This is a genomic window from Pleomorphomonas diazotrophica (assembly GCF_002844595.1).
Classification (GTDB): Bacteria; Pseudomonadota; Alphaproteobacteria; order Rhizobiales; family Pleomorphomonadaceae; genus Pleomorphomonas; species Pleomorphomonas diazotrophica.
On the sequence record NZ_PJNW01000004.1, the window covers coordinates 139,123 to 156,480 of the forward strand.

18 protein-coding genes are annotated in these 17,358 nt (G+C 66.5%); 5 read left to right on the forward strand and 13 right to left on the reverse strand.

Going from position 1 to position 17,358, the window contains the following annotated elements:
* Positions 1 to 126: 126 nt before the first annotated feature.
* Positions 127 to 1,335 carry a lytic murein transglycosylase gene (locus CXZ10_RS08010; RefSeq protein WP_101288629.1) on the forward strand — a complete coding sequence of 403 codons (1,209 nt, stop codon included), beginning with the start codon at positions 127 to 129 and terminating at the stop codon, positions 1,333 to 1,335.
* Between the two features lie 57 nt (positions 1,336 to 1,392).
* On the opposite strand, the gene CXZ10_RS08015 is transcribed toward CXZ10_RS08010, so the two are convergent.
* From CXZ10_RS08015 to CXZ10_RS08045, 7 genes are all read right to left on the reverse strand, one after another.
* Positions 1,393 to 1,887, reverse strand: a complete 495-nt coding sequence (locus tag CXZ10_RS08015; RefSeq protein ID WP_101288630.1) for an Hsp20/alpha crystallin family protein — start codon at positions 1,885 to 1,887, stop codon at positions 1,393 to 1,395.
* Between the two features lie 186 nt (positions 1,888 to 2,073).
* Positions 2,074 to 3,339 carry a multidrug effflux MFS transporter gene (locus tag CXZ10_RS08020; protein WP_101288631.1) on the reverse strand — a complete coding sequence of 422 codons (1,266 nt, stop codon included), beginning with the start codon at positions 3,337 to 3,339 and terminating at the stop codon, positions 2,074 to 2,076.
* A 169-nt stretch (positions 3,340 to 3,508) separates the two neighbouring features.
* Entirely contained in the window at positions 3,509 to 3,886 is a 378-nt protein-coding gene (locus tag CXZ10_RS08025; protein WP_101288632.1) for a type II toxin-antitoxin system death-on-curing family toxin, read from the reverse strand.
* Complete coding sequence (locus tag CXZ10_RS08030) at positions 3,883 to 4,113, reverse strand: hypothetical protein (RefSeq protein ID WP_101288633.1); 231 nt, start codon at positions 4,111 to 4,113, stop codon at positions 3,883 to 3,885. The genes CXZ10_RS08025 and CXZ10_RS08030 overlap by 4 nt, the downstream gene beginning before the upstream one ends.
* An 85-nt stretch (positions 4,114 to 4,198) precedes the next feature.
* Positions 4,199 to 5,362 (reverse strand): extensin-like domain-containing protein, encoded by a 1,164-nt coding sequence (locus CXZ10_RS08035; protein WP_101288634.1) that lies wholly within the window; start codon positions 5,360 to 5,362, stop codon positions 4,199 to 4,201.
* Positions 5,363 to 5,537: 175 nt separating this feature from the next.
* Positions 5,538 to 7,553, reverse strand: coding sequence for a flagellar biosynthesis protein FlhA (gene flhA / locus CXZ10_RS08040; protein WP_101288673.1), 2,016 nt, complete (start codon positions 7,551 to 7,553; stop codon positions 5,538 to 5,540).
* A gap of 250 nt (positions 7,554 to 7,803) precedes the next feature.
* Positions 7,804 to 8,178 (reverse strand): hypothetical protein, encoded by a 375-nt coding sequence (locus CXZ10_RS08045; protein WP_143741495.1) that lies wholly within the window; start codon positions 8,176 to 8,178, stop codon positions 7,804 to 7,806.
* Between the two features lie 225 nt (positions 8,179 to 8,403).
* Between CXZ10_RS08045 and rsgA the strand changes: the two genes are divergently transcribed.
* The 3 genes from rsgA (at position 8,404) to CXZ10_RS08060 (ending at position 10,892) form a co-directional block, all read left to right on the forward strand.
* Positions 8,404 to 9,483, forward strand: coding sequence for a ribosome small subunit-dependent GTPase A (rsgA, locus tag CXZ10_RS08050; RefSeq protein WP_101288636.1), 1,080 nt, complete (start codon positions 8,404 to 8,406; stop codon positions 9,481 to 9,483).
* 126 nt (positions 9,484 to 9,609) lie between these two features.
* On the forward strand, positions 9,610 to 10,524 hold the full coding sequence (locus CXZ10_RS08055) for an alpha/beta fold hydrolase (RefSeq protein WP_244617225.1): 915 nt from the start codon (positions 9,610 to 9,612) through the stop codon (positions 10,522 to 10,524).
* Entirely contained in the window at positions 10,521 to 10,892 is a 372-nt protein-coding gene (locus tag CXZ10_RS08060; protein ID WP_101288637.1) for a VOC family protein, read from the forward strand. Before CXZ10_RS08055 ends, CXZ10_RS08060 begins: the two co-directional genes overlap by 4 nt.
* Before the next feature lie 9 nt (positions 10,893 to 10,901).
* Here CXZ10_RS08060 and CXZ10_RS08065 read toward each other — a convergent pair whose 3' ends face one another.
* Positions 10,902 to 11,360: a GNAT family N-acetyltransferase gene (locus CXZ10_RS08065; protein ID WP_101288638.1), complete on the reverse strand. Its 459-nt coding sequence runs from the start codon at positions 11,358 to 11,360 to the stop codon at positions 10,902 to 10,904.
* 113 nt (positions 11,361 to 11,473) lie between these two features.
* Here CXZ10_RS08065 and CXZ10_RS08070 point away from each other — a divergent pair, with 113 nt between their 5' ends.
* A complete protein-coding gene (locus CXZ10_RS08070) occupies positions 11,474 to 11,836 on the forward strand; it encodes a glutathione S-transferase N-terminal domain-containing protein (protein ID WP_101288639.1) in 363 nt (120 codons plus the stop codon).
* Positions 11,837 to 11,949: 113 nt separating this feature from the next.
* Here the strand turns inward: CXZ10_RS08070 and flbD are convergent, their stop codons facing one another.
* Genes flbD through fliF form a run of 5 tightly spaced genes read right to left on the reverse strand, consistent with a single transcriptional unit; the run spans position 11,950 to position 17,150 of the window.
* On the reverse strand, positions 11,950 to 13,329 hold the full coding sequence (flbD, locus tag CXZ10_RS08075; protein ID WP_101288640.1) for a sigma-54-dependent transcriptional regulator FlbD: 1,380 nt from the start codon (positions 13,327 to 13,329) through the stop codon (positions 11,950 to 11,952).
* A 14-nt stretch (positions 13,330 to 13,343) separates the two neighbouring features.
* Complete coding sequence (gene fliN, locus CXZ10_RS08080; protein ID WP_101288641.1) at positions 13,344 to 13,685, reverse strand: flagellar motor switch protein FliN; 342 nt, start codon at positions 13,683 to 13,685, stop codon at positions 13,344 to 13,346.
* Positions 13,682 to 14,365: a FliH/SctL family protein gene (locus tag CXZ10_RS08085; RefSeq protein ID WP_101288642.1), complete on the reverse strand. Its 684-nt coding sequence runs from the start codon at positions 14,363 to 14,365 to the stop codon at positions 13,682 to 13,684. Before CXZ10_RS08085 ends, fliN begins: the two co-directional genes overlap by 4 nt.
* A gap of 28 nt (positions 14,366 to 14,393) precedes the next feature.
* Entirely contained in the window at positions 14,394 to 15,458 is a 1,065-nt protein-coding gene (fliG, locus tag CXZ10_RS08090) for a flagellar motor switch protein FliG (protein ID WP_101288643.1), read from the reverse strand.
* Entirely contained in the window at positions 15,459 to 17,150 is a 1,692-nt protein-coding gene (fliF, locus tag CXZ10_RS08095) for a flagellar basal-body MS-ring/collar protein FliF (protein ID WP_280178925.1), read from the reverse strand.
* Positions 17,151 to 17,358: the final 208 nt, after the last annotated feature.

The following is a 17,358-nucleotide window of genomic DNA, read 5'->3' on the forward strand; positions in this document are numbered from 1 at the left end:
GGCTGTCAAGCGCCATCGACCCCGTAATGACCCTTTGCCGGCGGTGCTTGACGGGGCACGAAAAGCCGGGCTCGCCGAGCTGCGTCCATCGGCCTTGACCCGTGGCGACGGGCGGGATTCCATCCGATGATGAAGCGAATCGCAGTCCTCCTCGCCACGGCGTTGGCACTTCTCCCCCAGGCGGCCTCGGCGGCCGATGCCGGCTTTTCCCGCTGGCTTGAAAGCAAGGTCTGGCCGGCGGCCGAGGCGTCCGGCGTCAGCCGCGCCACCTTCGAGGCGGCGGTGGTGGGGCTCGAACCCGACCTTGGCCTACCCGATCTCAAGCCGACCGGCGGCAGCAACGCCTTCCAGGCCGAGTTCAGGAGCCCGGCCGCCTATCTCGCCGACAGCAAGCTCGACGGTCTCGCCGCCGGCGCGCGCAAGCGGTTCGCCGCCAACCGGGCCGTGCTCGACAGGGTGGCCCGGGCGACCGGCGTGCCCCAGGGCATCGTGCTGGCCATCTGGGGCAAGGAATCGGCCTTCGGCGCCGCCAGGATCGAGAAGGACGCCGTCCGCACGCTGGCGACGCAGGCCTACATGGGCTCGCGCCGCGCCGAGTTCTTCCCCGAGCTCCTGGCGGCCCTCCGCATCCTGGAGGAAGAGCATATCTCCCGCGTCGCCATGAAAAGTTCCTGGGCCGGCGCGCTGGGCCAGCCGCAGTTCATGCCGTCGAAGTTTCTCACCGACGCGGTGGACGGCAATGGCGACGGTCGTCGCGACATCTGGCGCTCGACGCCGGACGTGCTTGCCTCGATCGGCCATTATCTGAAATCGCGCGGCTGGAAGCCCGGCGTACCCTGGGGCGTCGAGGTGCGGCTGCCGGCCTCGGTGGCTTGCAGCCTGGAAGGGCCGGACCAGGGCCAGCCGCTCGCGGCCTGGGTGAGGGCCGGGGTGACGCGCGCCGATGGCGGGCCGCTCGCCATGGACGATGTCGGTCCGGTCGGCCACCTGTTGATGCCGGCCGGGCGGATGGGGCCGGCCTTCCTGGTGTCGGACAACTTCTATGTGCTGAAGGCCTATAACGAATCCGACGTCTACGCGCTGACCATCGGCATGGTCGGCGATCGGCTGAGCGGGTCGCAGAAGATCCGAGGCAGTTGGGGCAAGGTGGGCGGCTTCAGCCGCAGCGACGTCCGGACGGTGCAGACGCGGCTCGAGGGCATGGGCCACGACGTCGGCACGGCCGACGGGCTCGTCGGCTTCCGCACCCGCGTCGCCATCGGTCGCTGGCAGGCCAAGAACGGACTACCCGTCACCTGCTATCCCGACAAGGCTGTGATCTCGGCGCTGAAATGAGGCCCAATCAAAGGGGGCGCCGAAGCGCCCCCTCATCATTGCTGGCTCGTCATATGATCAAGCGGCCGGCCGGATCTCGATCCGCTTGGTCGACTTGGGCTGGTCGGGAGAGCGCGGCACCATCACCTTCAGCACGCCCTTGTCGAAGTCGGCCGTGATCTTGTCGCGGTCCGGCGTGAACGGCAGGCTGAAGCTGCGCATGTAGGTGCCGGTCGACCTCTCGGTCAGGTGGTAGCGGCGCTTGTCGTCCTTCTCCTCGCGCTCGGCCTTGCGCTCCGCCTTGAGGGTGAGGACGTCGTCATCAAGCTCCAACTCGATCGCTTTCGGGTCGATGCCCGGCAGCTCGGCAGTCATCTCGAGGCCGGTCTCGGTCTCGACGATATCGACGCGCGGGCTCAGGACGCTCTCGGAGGCCAGTGTCGGCAGGCCCCAGCCGCGGGTGAAGCTGTCGAAAAGCTGGTCCATCTCGCGACGCAGCGACAGGAACGTATCCTCGTGCGAGCGGGAGGGAGCCGACCCGCGCCCGAAGGGCATCAGGGTTTTCTTGTCCATGGCTAACTCCTCATGTCTCGCGGAGTGCCCCAGGACCGGTGAACGCCTTATCGGCGTCCTCCAGGGGACCCCGTAACGTGGCTTCTCCTATATGGGGAGCGTGGCCCGGGGATTGAAGACCCGAAAACACAGTTGGGGCGGACATTCCTGCCCGCCCCAACGAAAGTATCGATCTGTTATTCCAGGCTATTCCGCGACGGCCGGCATGGCGCCGGCCTGATGATGCGGCTGGAGCAACCGGCCGCGCTCGGTCCACAGGACGATGAGAAGCGTCACCGCGGAGAGACCGAAGAAGCCGGCGGCGAGCGGCACCACCGTGCCGTCGAAGGCCTGGCCGATCAGCGCGCCGCCGATGGTGCCGACCAGCGTGGTGAAGGCGCCGATCAGCGACGATGCGGTGCCGGCCACCTCGCCGAGGGGATCGAGGGCGAGCGCGTTGTAGTTGGAGATGGCGAAGGAGAAGAAGAACTGCATCGCCACCATCATCGCCATGAACAGCCAGAGCGGCGGCAGGCCGCCCCAGAGGTTTGCCATGACGAAGAAGGCGCCCGTCAGTCCGACATGGATCAGATGACTGCCGTGCGACAGGCGGTGCATGCCCCAGGTGCGCACCAGACGGCCGTTGATGAAGGCGGCGACGCCACCGGTGATCGCCACCACGGCGAAGGCCGCCGGGAACAGCGCGCCGAGGCGATAGCCGTCCGAGCCGAGGATCTGCTCGGCCGAGCCGATGAAGCCCATCAGCATGGCGAACAGGAGGCCGATGGCCAGCGAATAGCCGACCGCCTCGCGGTTGGTGACGCAGATGCGCGCCGCGTCGACGATCGACCGCACCGACAGCGGACGGCGGAACTCGGGATGCAGCGTTTCCGGCATGCGGATGAAGAACCACAGGCCCACGGCGATGGACAGCGCCGCCATGATGGCGAAGATCGACCGCCAGCCGGCCAGCGCCAGGATCAGCCCGCCGAAGGTGGGCGCCAGCACCGGCACGACCATGAACACCATCATGGTGAAGCTCATGACGCGGGCCATCTCGCGGCCGGCATAACGATCGCGGACGATGGACACGGCAATGACGCGTGCCGCGGCGGCGCCGATGCCCTGCAGCACGCGGGCGATCAGCAGGCCGGTAAAGCCGGTGGCGAAGGCCGAGACGACGGCGCCGGCGATCAGAATGGCAAGGCCGGCGATCACCAGCGGGCGGCGTCCCCAGACGTCGGACAGCGGCCCGTAGACGACCTGGGCGATGCCGAAGCCGATCATATAGGCGTAGACGACGAGCTGCAGCTCGTTGGCCTCGGCGACGCCGAAGCTCTGGCCGATGGCCGGCAGGGCCGGCAGCATGGCGTCGATGGCAAGCGCGGTGAGGCCCATCAGGGCGGCGATGAGGGCGACGGTCTCGGCAAAGCCGGGACCCTGGCGAACCGGCAAGCCGGTCGGGGTGGTCATGATGAAACCTAATTGCTGGAAGCAGGGCCCGGAGAATGCCGGGACGCGCAAACAAAAACGCTGCGGCCTGCCTGGAAGGGTCTTGTAGCGTTTCAGAGACGTTTTTTCCAGCCCGGAGGGCCGGACTCAGCAAAATGTGATCGGGGAAACGCTTAAGACGAAGGGATGGCTATCGCTTATCCGCGGTGTTGACACGTAGCCAAGCTGCAAGTCTCTCGAACTCAAAGGATCCCGACTGATATAGCCCATCGATAAAAGAGAACGTCTCGTCGGCGTTGGCTGTGATGTACGTTCCGTTGATGGCCAAGAATGTGTAGGTTGCGGCAAAAGCGACGCGTTTGTTGCCATCAATGAACGGATGGTTCTGCGCCAAACTCTCCCAAAGAGCCGCCGCCTCATCAATCAGGTCGGCATAATAACCGGTCTGCGGTCGAAATAGGGCAGCTTCCAGTAAGCCAGGGTCTCTGACGCCCGCAATGCCGCCATATCGCTCTATTTGGTCTTGTAGGATCGCTAGAACTTCTATCGTCGTCAGATAGTCACTCATTCGGCCAGCTTTTTGTAAAGCGGAGCGAACTTCTCATGGCTGGCTTGATAAGCGGCCATGACGTTCGCGCGCGGCCTGCCGTGCTTGCGCTTCTCGATCAGATCGGCCAGCGCTTCATCGACGAGCGCCTGCAACTGGCGGCCTTCGCTTTTCGCGAGGTCGCGTACGGTCGAAAGAATCTCAGAATCGACTTGGGTCGCAAACTTCTCGCGGCTGTGAGATGTCATGGCGCGCCTCCATATAGGGAGGACTGTATCATGATGGATCTTGACGCCTCAACCTTGATGACGAGTCCTTCAGGGACGATGTGGCTCAATCGTCCGAATACGGCCCCGGAACCGAGCCGGTGATATCGGTCGGCGAGTAGCCCTGGACAGGCTGGGCGCCGATGCTCCAGCCAATGTTGCCGGCTCCGGTGGGCGGCGGCACGTAGTTGCCCTGGCCAACGGGCGTGCAGATGTATCCGGGCGGGCAGCCGGGCGGCTGGGCGGCTGGCGCATCGGCATAGGTCGGCTGCGGTTCCTGATAGACCGGCTGCGGTTGCTGATAGATGGGTTGCGGTTCCTGATAGGTGGGCTGTGGCGCCGGATAGGCCGGCTGGGCGGTCTCGTAGACAGGCTGCCCTCCGCCGATCGGGGCGGGCGGCAGCGGCGCGTCGAAGGACGGGTTGCCGCTTGCATAGGTCGGCGCGGCGGGCATCGGCTGCGCGGCGGCCGGCCAGACCGGATCGGCCGGCAGGTTGCTCGCCATCGGCACGTTCGGATCGGGCGTGAACATCGGCGCGGTGCGCGGCGGCACCTGCGGCAGCGGCTTGCAGTAGCGGTAGGTGCCGGCGTTGTTGTGGCGGGCGAGGTCGAGATGCAGGTGGTCGTCGTGGGCGCGGTCGGCGCCGGGGCCGAGCACGGTGGTGAAGGTGCCGCAGGCGCCGCGCGTCACCTCGCGCAGGAAGGCGCGATCGGTGGCATTGCCGTACCAGCCCTTCTTCACCGTGACGCTATAGCCGTTGGACAGCACGATGCCGGCAAAATCGAAGGCGTTGGCGAAAGCGTGCTCGGACAGGCGCGCACCGGCGATGTTGTTGCGCGACCGGCAGTTATAGGTGCCGAAGTTCTTGATCTCGACCACCGGCAGGCCGTAGCGGGCAAGCGCAGCAGGCATGACGCTCTGGGCGACCCAGCGTTCGAGGGCCGCGGTCATCGGGCAGGAGAGCACCAGCGAGCGGGAGCCGAGACTGACGGTGCCGTCCTCCAGCGCCTTGACCTTCAGGGGCCGGTCGATGCCGCAGATGCCCTTGCCTTCGATGGCATTGGCCTTCTGGATCAGCGGCGACAGCTTGACCATGTTGCGGGCATAGCAGGCTGCTTCCGCCTGGGCACGCCAGGGCTCGCGCTCCTCGGATTCAAAGAAGCCGCAGCCCGCCAGTGCGGCGGACAGCACGAGAGAGATCAGACCGGACGCGATACGAGAGGGTCTCATGCTCTCAGTTTAGAACCGATGCCTTAAGGTCCGGTTTACGTTAACCGGGTGATGCCGGCAGCAATCGGCTCGAACGAGGGCCAACAGGCATCGAGACGTCAGACCTTCGGAGCGGATGGTTTGCTTGCGCATCCGCTTGTCCGAAAAGTCTGCAACTTTTCGGGCGGATGCTGGGCTAGATCGTCCCCACCGTCTTCAGGCGGACCTTGGGGTGGACCTCGGCCTGGCTCATCACCGTGGTATGAGCGCGGAAGCGCTCGACGATGGAGCGGACGAAGGGGCGGTTCATCGGGCTGGTCATCAGCACCGGCAGCTCGCCCTTCTTGGCTGCTTCCTCGAACTGGTCGCGCACCGTGCCGACGAACTCCTGCAGCTTGCTGGGCGCCATGGCGAGGCGACGGTCGTCGCCCTCGCCGACGATGCTCTCGATGAAGGCCTGCTCCCAGGCCGGCGACAGGTTGATCAGCGGCAGATAGCCGCCGGGCGCCATGTTGGAGGAGCAGATCTGGCGGGCGAGGCGGGCGCGCACGTGCTCGGCAATGGTCTGGGTCGCATGCGAGATGGAGAGGCCCTCGGCGATGCCTTCCAGGATGGTGCCGAGGTCGCGGATCGACACGCGCTCGGCGAGCAGCAGTTGCAGGATGCGCTGGATGCCGGAGACGGTGATCTGGCTCGGCACGATCTCGTCGATCAGCTTGGCCTGATCGGACGGCACCTCGGCCAGGAGCTTCTTGACGTCGGCGTAGGAGAGAAGCTCGGAGACGTTGGTCTTCAGCGTCTCGGAGAGATGGGTGGAGAGCACGGTGGCCGGATCGACCACGGTATAGCCGCGGATCGCCGCTTCCTCGCGCAGGCGCCCGTCCACCCAGGTGGCCGGCAGACCGAAGGTGGGCTCGGTGGTCTGGGTGCCGGGGATGGTCACCTTGCCGCCCATCGGGTCCATGACCATGTACTGGCCGGGGAACAGCGTGCCCTTGCCGGCGTCCACTTCCTTGATCTTGATGACATATTCGTTGGCGCCGAGCTGCACGTTATCCAGAAGCCGCACCGGCGGCATGATGTAGCCGAGGTCGGAGGCGATCTGGCGGCGCAGCGCCTTGATCTGGTCGGACAGCTTCTCGCCGCCCTTGCCATTGTCGTTGATCAGCGGCAACAGGCCGTAGCCAAGTTCGACACGCAGGTCGTCCATCTTGAGGGCGGTGGCGATCGGCTCCTCGGCCGGGGGCGGCGGCGGCGCCTCGGCTTCGGCCTGGGCCAGCACGGCGGCGATCTGACGCTTGGCGTTCTGGCGCTTGGCCCAGAGGGCGCCGGCGCCGGCAGCGGCACCGAGGGCGGCGAACGGCAGGAAGGGCAGGCCGGGCAGAAGCGCCAGCATGCCCATGACGACGCCGGAGATGCCGAGGGCGGCGGGGTAGCCTGTGAGCTGGCCGCTGAGCGCCTTGTCGGCCGAGCCGGACACGCCCGCTTTCGACACCAGCAGGCCGGCGGCGGTGGAGACGATCAGCGCCGGGATCTGGCTGACGAGGCCGTCGCCGACGGTGAGCACGGTGTAGGAATGGCCGGCTTCGGCGAGCGTGATGCCCATCTGCATCGTGCCGATGATGATGCCGCCGATGACGTTGATGAAGGTGATCAGGAGGCCGGCGATGGCGTCGCCGCGCACGAACTTCGAGGCACCGTCCATGGCGCCGAAGAAGGCGCTTTCCGCTTCGAGATCCTTGCGGCGCTTGCGCGCCTCGTCTTCCTTGATGAGGCCCGACGACAGGTCGGCGTCGATGGCCATCTGCTTGCCGGGCATGGCGTCGAGGGTGAAGCGGGCGGCGACTTCGGCGATACGGCCCGAACCCTTGGTGATGACCACGAAGTTGACGATGATCAGGATGGCGAAGACGATGATGCCGATGACGAAGTTGCCGCCCATCACGAAGCCGCCGAAGGCCTGGATGACGTGGCCGGCGGCGTCGGTTCCCTCGTGACCGTTGCTGAGGATGAGGCGCGTCGACGCAAGATTGAGCGACAGGCGCAGCATCGTCGAGATCAGGAGGATGGTCGGGAAGGCGGTGAACTCCAGCGGCGTCTGGATGAACAGCGCCGTCATCATGATCAGCACCGAGAAGATGATCGACACCGCCAGCATGAAGTCCAGCAGCATCGCCGGCATCGGCAGGATCAGGATCACCATGATCAGCATGATGCCGACGGCGAGGCCGATGTCGCCGCGCAGCAGCGTCGAGCGCAGGTCCGACCCCGTGGGCACGCTGAGGCCGAAGGGAATCCTGGAGGATGCCGTCTCGGGGGCTGAAGTGATGTCGCTCAAGTCGATCGTTTCCGAAATGCCGGTCGCGACGCACACCGCGCCACCCGGCAGAATTTGCCGAGCGTATGGTTAACGGGTGGTTAACGAAGGGGATGACGGTTGTGGATGGCTTGGCAAGCCTGCGTCAGCCAATGCTAGCCAGCAGGAAGAACCCAAACACATAGAGCCAAGGCAGCACCAATAGGAGGTCTCGCCTCTTGCCGGATGAGTAGCAGGCGATCGCCCCCATGAAAAACAGCGTGGGCATCGTCAGGCAGAGCAGGACAAGCGAATACTGAAAAATATGCGCCCAGATATCCAGACGGCCTTGAGCGGCAAGTGCAAAGCCTGCTCCCATAAGGGCAAAGAAGCCGGTGATGATCGCAAAAGCGAGATATACGAGGGCAAAGATATGTTGCATCGCGCGTCCGGAATATGGTGCGAGGGTTGTAAGAATAGCATCTCTCATCCCCACATGGCAAAGCTGGTTGCCGGCATTTGGCGGTACCCGCGTCTCCAATTGCTCCCCTTTGACACCCCGCACTGTTGATCGTACTGTTCCATCGTACGTCACAGGAGGCTTTATGCCCCGGTAAGGCGGGGAGGACAGAGATCCTCCCCTCGCAAGTCTGTCCAATTGCCGCCCGGCGTTGATCGCGGGTGCTCGATGGCTTGCGTTTTCCTCAATTTCTGTTTGCTCACGCTGCGGCATCAAGCTCGCGGCTGAATTGGAAAGCCTACCGCAATGGCACGGGACTATTCCCGCTTCCTGCCGTCCCTCACGGGCGGCACCCAGATCCACACGCCGACCGGCCTTGAACGGCTCGGCTGGACCAGCTTCTTCGCCCAACAGGTGAGTGTCGACGACCTCGCCCGAACGCCGCCCGTCCGCGTCACCTCCGTGGAGCGCAGCGGTCTCCGCGTCGAAGGCGAAAGCCTCCAGGCCACCCTGCCGCCGCGCCTTGACGCCACCGTCGGCGACTGGCTGCTGCATGACGCGGCCCGCCCCGGCGCCAGCCGGCTGCTCGCCCGCAAGAGCCTCTTCCGGCGGCGGGCGGCCGGCACCGGCCGTGAGGTGCAGCTCATTGCAGCCAACGTCGACACGGTGTTCATCGTCACCTCCTGCAACCGCGACTTCAACGTCGCGCGCCTCGAACGCTACGTTGCCTTGGCCTTCGAGGCGGAGGTCGAGCCGGTGATCGTGGCGACCAAGGCCGATCTCGCCGACGATCCGCAGGGCTTCGCGGCCGCGGCGGCCGAGGTGTCGGCGGCGGTGCCGGTCGTGGTGCTCGACGCGCTCGGGCCGGAACCGAAGGAGAAGCTGGCGCCCTGGTGCAAGACGGGCCGCACGCTCGCCTTTCTCGGCTCGTCGGGCGTCGGCAAGTCGACGCTGGTCAACGCCCTGTCCGGACGAACCACGGCGGCGACCGGCGGCATCCGCGAGGACGACGACCGGGGGCGGCACACCACCACCGGCCGACACCTCTACGTGCTGCCGGAGGGCTATGCCGTGCTCGACACGCCGGGCATGCGCGAGCTGCAACTCACCGACGCCGCCGAGGGCATCGCCGAGGTGTTCGCCGACCTCTCGGATCTCGCGGCACGCTGCCGCTTCAGCGACTGCCGCCACGAGGACGAGCCGGGCTGCGCCGTGCAGGCGGCCATCGCGGCGGGCGAGGTCGACGAGGCGCGGCTCAGGCGCTGGCAGAAGCTCCAGCGCGAGGAAGCCTTCAACTCGGCGAGCCTTGCCGAACGGCGCGAGCGCGAGCGGTCCTTTGGCCGCATGGTGCGCTCGATCCTGAAGGACAAGCCGGCGAAACGATGAAGAGGACCGCCCGCTCCGGCCCGCGAGGCCGGGGCGGGAGCCTTCAGATGACAATTGTTTGAGCGGCATCCAAGGCGAGGCGTGGTTAAGATCGCGCCGCTCTGCAGAAACCGAACGAGGCCTGCCTTGCCGAAGCTTCAAGCGCTGCTCGCGATCCTCTGCCTGTTGATTGCCGCCGGGCCGGCGCTGGCCGTACCGAAGTGGCAGCGTTTCCCCGTGCCGCCGCCGATGCCGCCGGCCGACGAAAGCGGCTTTGCCGATATCAGGGGCATCAGCATGTTCTATTCGCTCTACGGCAAGGGCAGGGGATCGCCGATCCTCATGATCCACGGCGGCCTCGCGAGCGGCGATGTCTGGAGCTTCGAGGTGCCGACGCTCGCCAAGACACATGAGGTGATCGTCGCCGACAGCCGAGGGCAGGGGCGTTCGACGCATGGCCTTGCGGGGCTCACCTATCACCGGATGGCCGAGGATTACGTGGCGCTGCTCGCCCGGCTCGGTGTCGGCAAGGTGACGCTGGTCGGCTGGAGCGACGGCGCCATCATCGGCCTCGACATCGCCATCCATCACCCCAAGCTGCTTGCCCGGCTGTTCGCCCAGGCACCCAACGTCACGCCGGACGGCCTGACGTCGATCCCCGAGATCGACCCGCCGCCGCTCTCCGACAGCCTGTCGCTCGATGGTTCGGACATGTCCGATCCGGAGGCGCGGGCGAAGCGCAAGCAACGGGCGCGCGAGCGGGTGTTCCGGCGGCTCTGGGCCACCGAGCCGAACTATTCCGACGCCGACCTCGCCAGGATCCGCGTGCCGACGGAAATCGTCATCGGCGACCACGACCCGGTCATCCGGCCCGAGCACGCCGCTCATATCGCCGAGGCCATTCCCGGCGCGAAACTGGTGGTGCTGAAAGGCGTCGGCCATCCCGCCCACTCGCAGGACCCCAAGCAATATCTGAGGGCCATCGAGGCCTTCATGGCCGCGCCGTCTGCCGACGCTGAGACCGAGACGGCGGGGCTTCCCGCCCAGGGAGCTGCCCGATGATCCTGGAAACCTTCATCCGCGTCTTCGTCGAGGCCGACGCGCTCGATCGAACCGTCGACTTCTACGCCAGCCTGCTGTCGGGCAGGGAGACGCTGCGCTTCGCCTATCCGGAGGCCGATCTGGAACTGGCCGCCGTCTCCTCGGAAAAGCTCTCCGTGCTAATCATCGCCGGTCCGCCCGAGGGGCGGGCGCGCTTCGAGGCGACGCGGCTGACCATCCAGGTCGACCGACTGGAGCCCTACGTGGATCGGCTCATCAACGCCGGCGGCACGCAACTGGAGCCGATCCAGACGACGCCGCGCGGACGCAAGACCCGTTTCCGCCATGCCGACGGCCTTATCGTCGAATATGTCGAGCATGATGCCTGAGGCCTGTGATCAGCGCTGGGCCCCCAGGCTCTTGACGAGTTTGGCCGCCGGCTCGAAGGCCGTCGCCACCTCTCCGGCGAACCGATATCCCAGCGCCTCGTAGAAGGGCCTCGCCCGCGCGCCGGCAACAACATGCAAGGCACGTGCGCCGGCTTCCACGGCCCGCCGCTCGGCTTCGGCGACCAGCTTTCGCCCTATGCCCGTTCGCCAGTGCTCGGGCGCCACGAACAGATCCTCCAACTCGGCCTCGCCGCCATCCTCGCCGACGAGCACCGTTGCAAAGCCGACGATGACGCCGTCAAGTTCGGCCACGATGATATGCGGCAGGTGCTCGGGCGGAACCTCCCGCGCTTCGGGAAGGGCGCGCAGTTCCTCGACATGGTCGCCCCAAGCCAATGAAGACCTGAGCTTGAGCGCTCCGAGGGCTTTCTGGTCGTCGTTACGCGCCGGCCGAAGGAGAAAGGGCATGGTGGTTCCAACGATAGGGCCGTAAGCCACAGGCAGAGGGCAACGGGTTCGGTGGGGAAATGGAACCCCCTGGGGGGCAGGCGGGTTCCTTCCAGCCAAGCCAGGAGGTCGCCATGTCGCTCATTTCGGAAAATCCCGTCCTGTTCGTCAAGCACACCTGCCCGTTCTGCCTGAAGGTTCGCCTCTATCTTCTGGAAGCCGGCCTCCTCGACAGCGTCACCCTGCGCGAAAGCCGCACGTCCGAGGAAGAGGACGCCATGAAGGCGGAGCTGGCCCCACACCTTGCCAAGGTCAGCTATCCGACGCTGCGCCTCGGCGACACCTACATGACGGAATCGGACGACATTATCGCCCATTTCGTGGACGAAGGCGGGCCGGCACCGGCACAACTGCCGACGTTCCAGGCCTATGTGGACGGGCCGTTCAAGCAGCTTCTGGCGCTCTACAAAGAGAATGCCGAGCTGAAACAGGCGTGAGGGCTCAGATCAGCGCGCCTCCAGCTTGCGCAGAAGGTGGTTGCGGTAGGTAGGTGTCCAGCACCACGGCCAGCACGATGACGATCGGCTTGACGCGGTTCCCTGGAGCCTCCTCAGGCAGTGGCAATCCGGCTCGTCCCGGGATCGGGCACGTCGATGCCCTCGGCCTCGTATTCGTTGAGTTTGTTCCTGAGCGTGCGGATGGAGATGCCCAGGATCTTGGCGGCGTGGGTGCGGTTGCCGAGGCAATGGTCGAGCGTGTCGAGAATGAGGTCGCGTTCCACCTCGGCGACGGTGCGGCCGACCAGAGCCCGCGTCACCGCTTCCGCCGTCTGGGCGGCGCGGGCGGCCGGGTCGGTCGAGCGCGGCACGGTGACGTTGCCTTCCATGCGGGCGCCGTCCGGCGAGCGGATGGCCTCGACGCCGATCTCGATGCCGCTCGCCAGCAGCACGGCGCGGTGGATGGTGTTTTCCAGTTCGCGGACGTTGCCCGGCCAGCGCGCAGCGATCAGCTCGCGCTTGGCGTCGGCCGAGAGCGGCCGCTCCGGCATGCCGTTGATCTCGGCATACTTGCGGCCGAAGTGCTCGGCCAGCGCCAGGATGTCGGCCGGACGGTCGCGCAGCGAGGGGATCTTCAGGTTGACGACGTTGAGGCGGTAGAGAAGGTCTTCGCGGAAGCGGCCTTCCTTGACGGCGTCGGCGAGGTTGCGGTTGCTCGTCGCGATGATGCGGATATCCACCGGCACCGGCTTGCCGCCGCCGACCCGGTCAATCATCCGCTCCTGGATGGCGCGCAAGAGCTTGGCCTGCAGGCGGACGTCCATCTCGGAGATTTCGTCGAGCAGCAGCGTGCCGCCGGAGGCTTCCTCGAACTTGCCGACGCGGCGGGCGACGGCGCCGGTGAAGGCGCCCTTCTCATGGCCGAACAGCTCGGACTCCAGGAGATTCTCCGGAATGGCGGCGCAGTTGACGGAGACGAAGGGCTTGTCGACGCGGGCCGACTTGCGGTGAACGTAGCGGGCCAGCACTTCCTTGCCGGTGCCGCTCTCGCCGGTGATCAGGATCGACGCCTCGCTGCCTGCCACCTGGTCGGCGAGCTTCAGCACCGCCTGCATCGCCTCGTCGCGCACCACGAGGTCGCGGCTGTCGGCGGTCACCGCCGAGAGCACGGCGGCGATCAGCTCGGCGTCCGGCGGCAGCGGGATATATTCCTTGGCGCCGGCCCGGATGGCCGCGACGGCCGCCTTGGCGTCGGTGGCGATGCCGCAGGCGACCACGGGAACGTGGATGCGCTCCTCTTCGAGCGAGGTGATCAGCCGCTGGATGGGCAGCGACACATCGATCATCACCAGATCGGCGCCGCGCCCCGAGCGCAGCGTCCGAAGGGCGGTGTCGATGGTGTCGGCCTGCAGCACCGACGCACCCTTGTCCATGGCGATGCGGGTGGCGGCGGTGAGCTGTCCGTTGAGGGAGCCAACGATCAGAAGGCGCATGTGTCTGTCTCCGGTCAGCGTTCGGACTTGACGATTTCCGTCATCGTCACGCCGAGCTTGTCTTCGACCAGCACCACTTCGCCGCGGGCGACAAGGCGGTCGTTGACGTAGATGTCGATGGCTTCGCCCACCTTGCGGTCGAGTTCCAGCACGGAGCCCGGGGCGAGCTGAAGAAGGTCGGAAACACCGAGGCGGGCGCGGCCGAGAATGGCCGACACGCGCACGGGGACGTCGAATACCGCCTCAAGTTCGGCGGCTGAGCGGGTGATGGCCTGGTCTTCGCCTTCCTCGCCGCGCCGGCGCTCGGCGACATGGGATTCGAGATCGATGCCCGAGGGTTCGTCGGCGGGGGTCATGTGGCGGCTCCGCTCTTGGCAGTGGGATCAACAGGCGCCTCGGCCGGCAGGTGGCGGGCGATCGCCGCCTCGATGTCGGCGATGACGGCGGCATGGTCGAGCACGATGCCGCCATCGGCCCATTCGATGCGGCAGTCGCCGCGCGCCATGCCGGGCTCGCCCATCACCACGAGGCGGCCCTCGAAGCCGCGTTCGGAGACCAGGCGGCGCAGTTCGGCCTGGATCGGTTCGGCGTCGACATCGGACAGGCGCACGACGAGGTGGGGTGCGGCGCGCAAGGGCGCAAAGCAATCTTCGAGAAGGCCGAGGATGCGCTCGCGCGGCTGTCGTTCGACCAGTGAGCCGGCGATCTTGATGGCCACCGTCTCGGCAAGGCGCATGGCGTCGGCCTCGATGCGGACGCGCTCGGTGTCGAGCACGGCAAGGATCGACTGGGCGGCGCTGGCAAGGCGCTGCGCCTCGTCGGACAGGCGCATGGCCTCGCGGGCGGTGCGATCGGCCGCCTGGGCCTCGGCGGTTTCGCGGCCGGCGGCGAGACCGCGCTCATAGGCGGCGGCCTCCGCCTCGGCGAGGCGGCGAAGAAGCTCCGGTTCGGGCACCATCACGGTCGCCGGCGCGGCGTCGGCGCGCGAGGGGGCCGAGAAGTCGTTGTCGAACAGGAAGCGGGCCGGTGCCGCCATAAGCCGTTACTCCTTCACGAGGGGCTCGTCACATGACGAGCTCGTCCTCGCCCTTGTTCTTGGAAATCATGATCTCGCCCTTGGCGGCGAGGTCCTTGGCGAGGTTGATCAGCGCGGCCTGGGCATCGTCGACGTCGCGCAGGCGGACGGCACCCATGGCCTCCATGTCCTCCTGCAGCATGGCCGACGCGCGGGCCGACATGTTGGCAAAGAAGAAGTCGCGCACGCCCTCCTTGGCACCCTTCAGCGCCAGCGCCAGCTTGTCCTTCTCCACCTGGCGCAGCAGCGTCTGGATGGCGCCCGGATCGAGCTTGCCGAGGTCGTCGAAGGTGAACATCAGCGCCTTGATCCGGTCGGCGGCGTCGCGGTTGTGCTCCTCCAAAGCGGCGATGAACTTCGCCTCGGTGTTGCGGTCGAAGGAGTTGAAGATTTCGGCCATCAGCTCGTGAGCGTCACGGCGCTGGGTGTTGGTGAGGTTGGACATGAACTCGACGCGCAGCGTCTGCTCGACCTTCTCGAGGATGTCCTTCTGGACCGCTTCCATCTTCAGCATGCGATCGACGACTTCAAGCGCGAATTCGTCGGGCAGCTTGGACAGCACGCGCGCCGCGTGGTCGGAGTTGATCTTCGAGAGGACGACGGCGACGGTCTGAGGATACTCGTTCTTGAGATAGTTGGCGAGCACGGTCTCCTGAACGTTGGAGAGCTTCTCCCACATGTTGCGGCCGGCCGGCCCACGGATCTCGTCCATGATGGCGTTGACCTTCTCCGGCGGCAGCACGGAGAGGAGCAGGCGCTCGGTGGTGTCGTAGTTGCCCATCAGCGAGCCGGAGGACGACACGCGGGTGACGAACTCGATCATCAGGTCGTCGAGCATGGTCGGCGTGATCGGGCCGAGCTTGGACATGGCGATGGAGAGCTGCTTGATCTCGATTTCGTCGAGCAGCTTCCAGATCGGGCCGCCGTAGCGGTCGCCAAGGGCGAGCATCATCACGGCGGCCTTTTCGGCGCCGTTGAGCTCGCGGCTTTCGCCCTCCGAGGAGATGGTGAGCGTGTTGCCCTTGGCAACGATCGCGGTCGGGGACAGGGCCATTTATACCGGAACCTCCGACAGCCAGTTGCGGATGATGATGGCCGCCTCATTGGGATTGTCGTTGACGAGATCGCCGACCTTGCGCACCTGATCGAGCTGCTGGGCGCCCTGCGCCTTGGCGTTCTCGATGCGGGTGTCGGGCGGCGGTGCGGGCAGTTCCGGCACCTCGGCAGCAGTCTCAAGGCCGTCGGGACCAAGCACCACCGGCTTGCCGTCGGGGTTGAGCATCACTGTCACCCCCCTGCGGCCGGCGGCGGCCGCCTCGCTCAGGGCCGAGGTGATGGCCGGCAGCGTCTCGGCGTCGATGTCGGAGCCGAGGATGCGGCGGACCAGCGGCCGGACGGCGAAGAGAAGCACCAGCAGCGTCACCAGGATGAGGACGCCCATCTCGGCGAAGCGCATGATGTCTTCGCGCGAGAAGTCGAACATCGAGGCGGGGGTGGTGGCGAGGTCGGCAGGCCCCGGCGGGCTGTCGGCGAACTGCAGGTTGACCACCTGCAACTGGTCGCCGCGCTTGTCGTCGAAGCCCATGGCGGTGCGCACCAGCGCGGTGATCTGGTCGAGCTCGGGCTGCGGGCGCGGCGTATAGACCATGACGCCGTTTGCGTCCGGCGCGTAGCGGCCGTCCACCAGCACGGCAACCGACAGGCGCTTGACGCCGCCCACCTCGGTCACCTGTGTGCGGGTGACCTTGGAGATCTCGTAGTTGACGGTTTCCTCGGTGGTCTGGGCGTTGTCCGAGGTCTGCGCGAGCCCTTGCGCGTTCTGGCCCTGGTTGGCGTTGGGGATCTGGTTGCCGGCCGTGACGGGCGGGTTGCCCTGATTGTCCTGGCTCAGCGACTTCTCCTCGCGCGTCTGGGTGGAGCGGACGACCTGACCGTCGGGGTCGTAGGTGTCCTGCGTCTCCTGGATGCGGTTGAAGTCGAGCTCGGCGGCGACGCGAACGCGGGCACGGCCGGCGCCGACCACGCTTTCGACGATGTCGCGGACGCGGCCTTCCACCTGGTTCTGATAGGCGGAGGTGCGCTCGTCGGCGTTGGAGGCGAGGAAGGAGGCGCTGTTCTCGTCGCCATTGCCCTGGGCGAGCAGGCGGCCGGTCTCGTCGATCACCGAGATGCGCGAGGGGTCGAGGCCGGGAACGGCGGAGGCGGCGAGGTGCTGGATGGCGCGGATCTGGCCGGGATCGAGCGTGCCGCGGGTCTTCAGCACGATGGAGGCGGTGGGCTTCTGCTCGTCCTTCTTGAACAGCTGCTTCTCCGGCAGCACCAGATGGACGCGGGCCTGATCGACCTGGCGGATGGTGCGGATGGTGCGCGACAGCTCACCTTCCAGGGCGCGGAGCGCGTTGACCGACTGCACGAAGGAAGTGGTGCCGAGCGCGTCGGTCTTGTCGAAGATCTCGTAGCCGACGCTGTCGCCGGCCGGCAGGCCCTGCTGGGCCAGCGCCATGCGCGTCTGGTCGAGCTTGGTCTCGTCGACCAGGATGGTGGTGCCGTTGTCCCTCAGGGTGAAGGCGGTGCCGGCCGAGGTGAGCTGCTGGGCGATGGCGGCGGAATCGTCGATGCTGAGGCCGGTGTAGAGCGGCACCTGCTGGATGGCCGAGAAACGGAGCACGATGAAGACGAAGAAGCCGATGAGCCCGAGCGCGACCGCGCCCATCGCCGCCAGTCGGCTTGGCCCGAGGTTCTTCAAGAATTCTCCAAATCCACCCACGCCGGTTCCCCATTGTTCGACGCGGCGGGAATCGTCATCGCCGCCGCGGACCAAGGCGGCAATTATTTCCACACGCTTATGGTAAACAAGTTATTAACGCCCAAAGGGCTATCCGGCGGGATTGGCGGAATTCCGCCAGAACCGGTTTATGAAGATTTGCACAATTCACGGCATTTTTTGCCGGGTG

Excerpts from the sequence above, each read along its gene's own strand:
- CXZ10_RS08060 (WP_101288637.1), top strand. The coding sequence starts at position 10,521 with ATGATCCTGGAAACCTTCATCCGCGTCTTCGTCGAGGCCGACGCGCTC.
- fliG (WP_101288643.1), bottom strand. The coding sequence starts at position 15,458 with ATGGCCCTGTCCCCGACCGCGATCGTTGCCAAGGGCAACACGCTCACC.
- CXZ10_RS08085 (WP_101288642.1), bottom strand. The coding sequence starts at position 14,365 with ATGGCGGCACCGGCCCGCTTCCTGTTCGACAACGACTTCTCGGCCCCC.
- fliN (WP_101288641.1), bottom strand. The coding sequence starts at position 13,685 with ATGACCCCCGCCGACGAACCCTCGGGCATCGATCTCGAATCCCATGTC.
- CXZ10_RS08015 (WP_101288630.1), bottom strand. The coding sequence starts at position 1,887 with ATGGACAAGAAAACCCTGATGCCCTTCGGGCGCGGGTCGGCTCCCTCC.
- CXZ10_RS08020 (WP_101288631.1), bottom strand. The coding sequence starts at position 3,339 with ATGACCACCCCGACCGGCTTGCCGGTTCGCCAGGGTCCCGGCTTTGCC.
- flhA (WP_101288673.1), bottom strand. The coding sequence starts at position 7,553 with ATGCTGATCATGGTGATCCTGATCCTGCCGATGCCGGCGATGCTGCTG.
- CXZ10_RS08065 (WP_101288638.1), bottom strand. The coding sequence starts at position 11,360 with ATGCCCTTTCTCCTTCGGCCGGCGCGTAACGACGACCAGAAAGCCCTC.
- CXZ10_RS08070 (WP_101288639.1), top strand. The coding sequence starts at position 11,474 with ATGTCGCTCATTTCGGAAAATCCCGTCCTGTTCGTCAAGCACACCTGC.
- CXZ10_RS08030 (WP_101288633.1), bottom strand. The coding sequence starts at position 4,113 with ATGACATCTCACAGCCGCGAGAAGTTTGCGACCCAAGTCGATTCTGAG.
- flbD (WP_101288640.1), bottom strand. The coding sequence starts at position 13,329 with ATGCGCCTTCTGATCGTTGGCTCCCTCAACGGACAGCTCACCGCCGCC.
- rsgA (WP_101288636.1), top strand. The coding sequence starts at position 8,404 with ATGGCACGGGACTATTCCCGCTTCCTGCCGTCCCTCACGGGCGGCACC.
- CXZ10_RS08025 (WP_101288632.1), bottom strand. The coding sequence starts at position 3,886 with ATGAGTGACTATCTGACGACGATAGAAGTTCTAGCGATCCTACAAGAC.
- CXZ10_RS08035 (WP_101288634.1), bottom strand. The coding sequence starts at position 5,362 with ATGAGACCCTCTCGTATCGCGTCCGGTCTGATCTCTCTCGTGCTGTCC.
- CXZ10_RS08010 (WP_101288629.1), top strand. The coding sequence starts at position 127 with ATGATGAAGCGAATCGCAGTCCTCCTCGCCACGGCGTTGGCACTTCTC.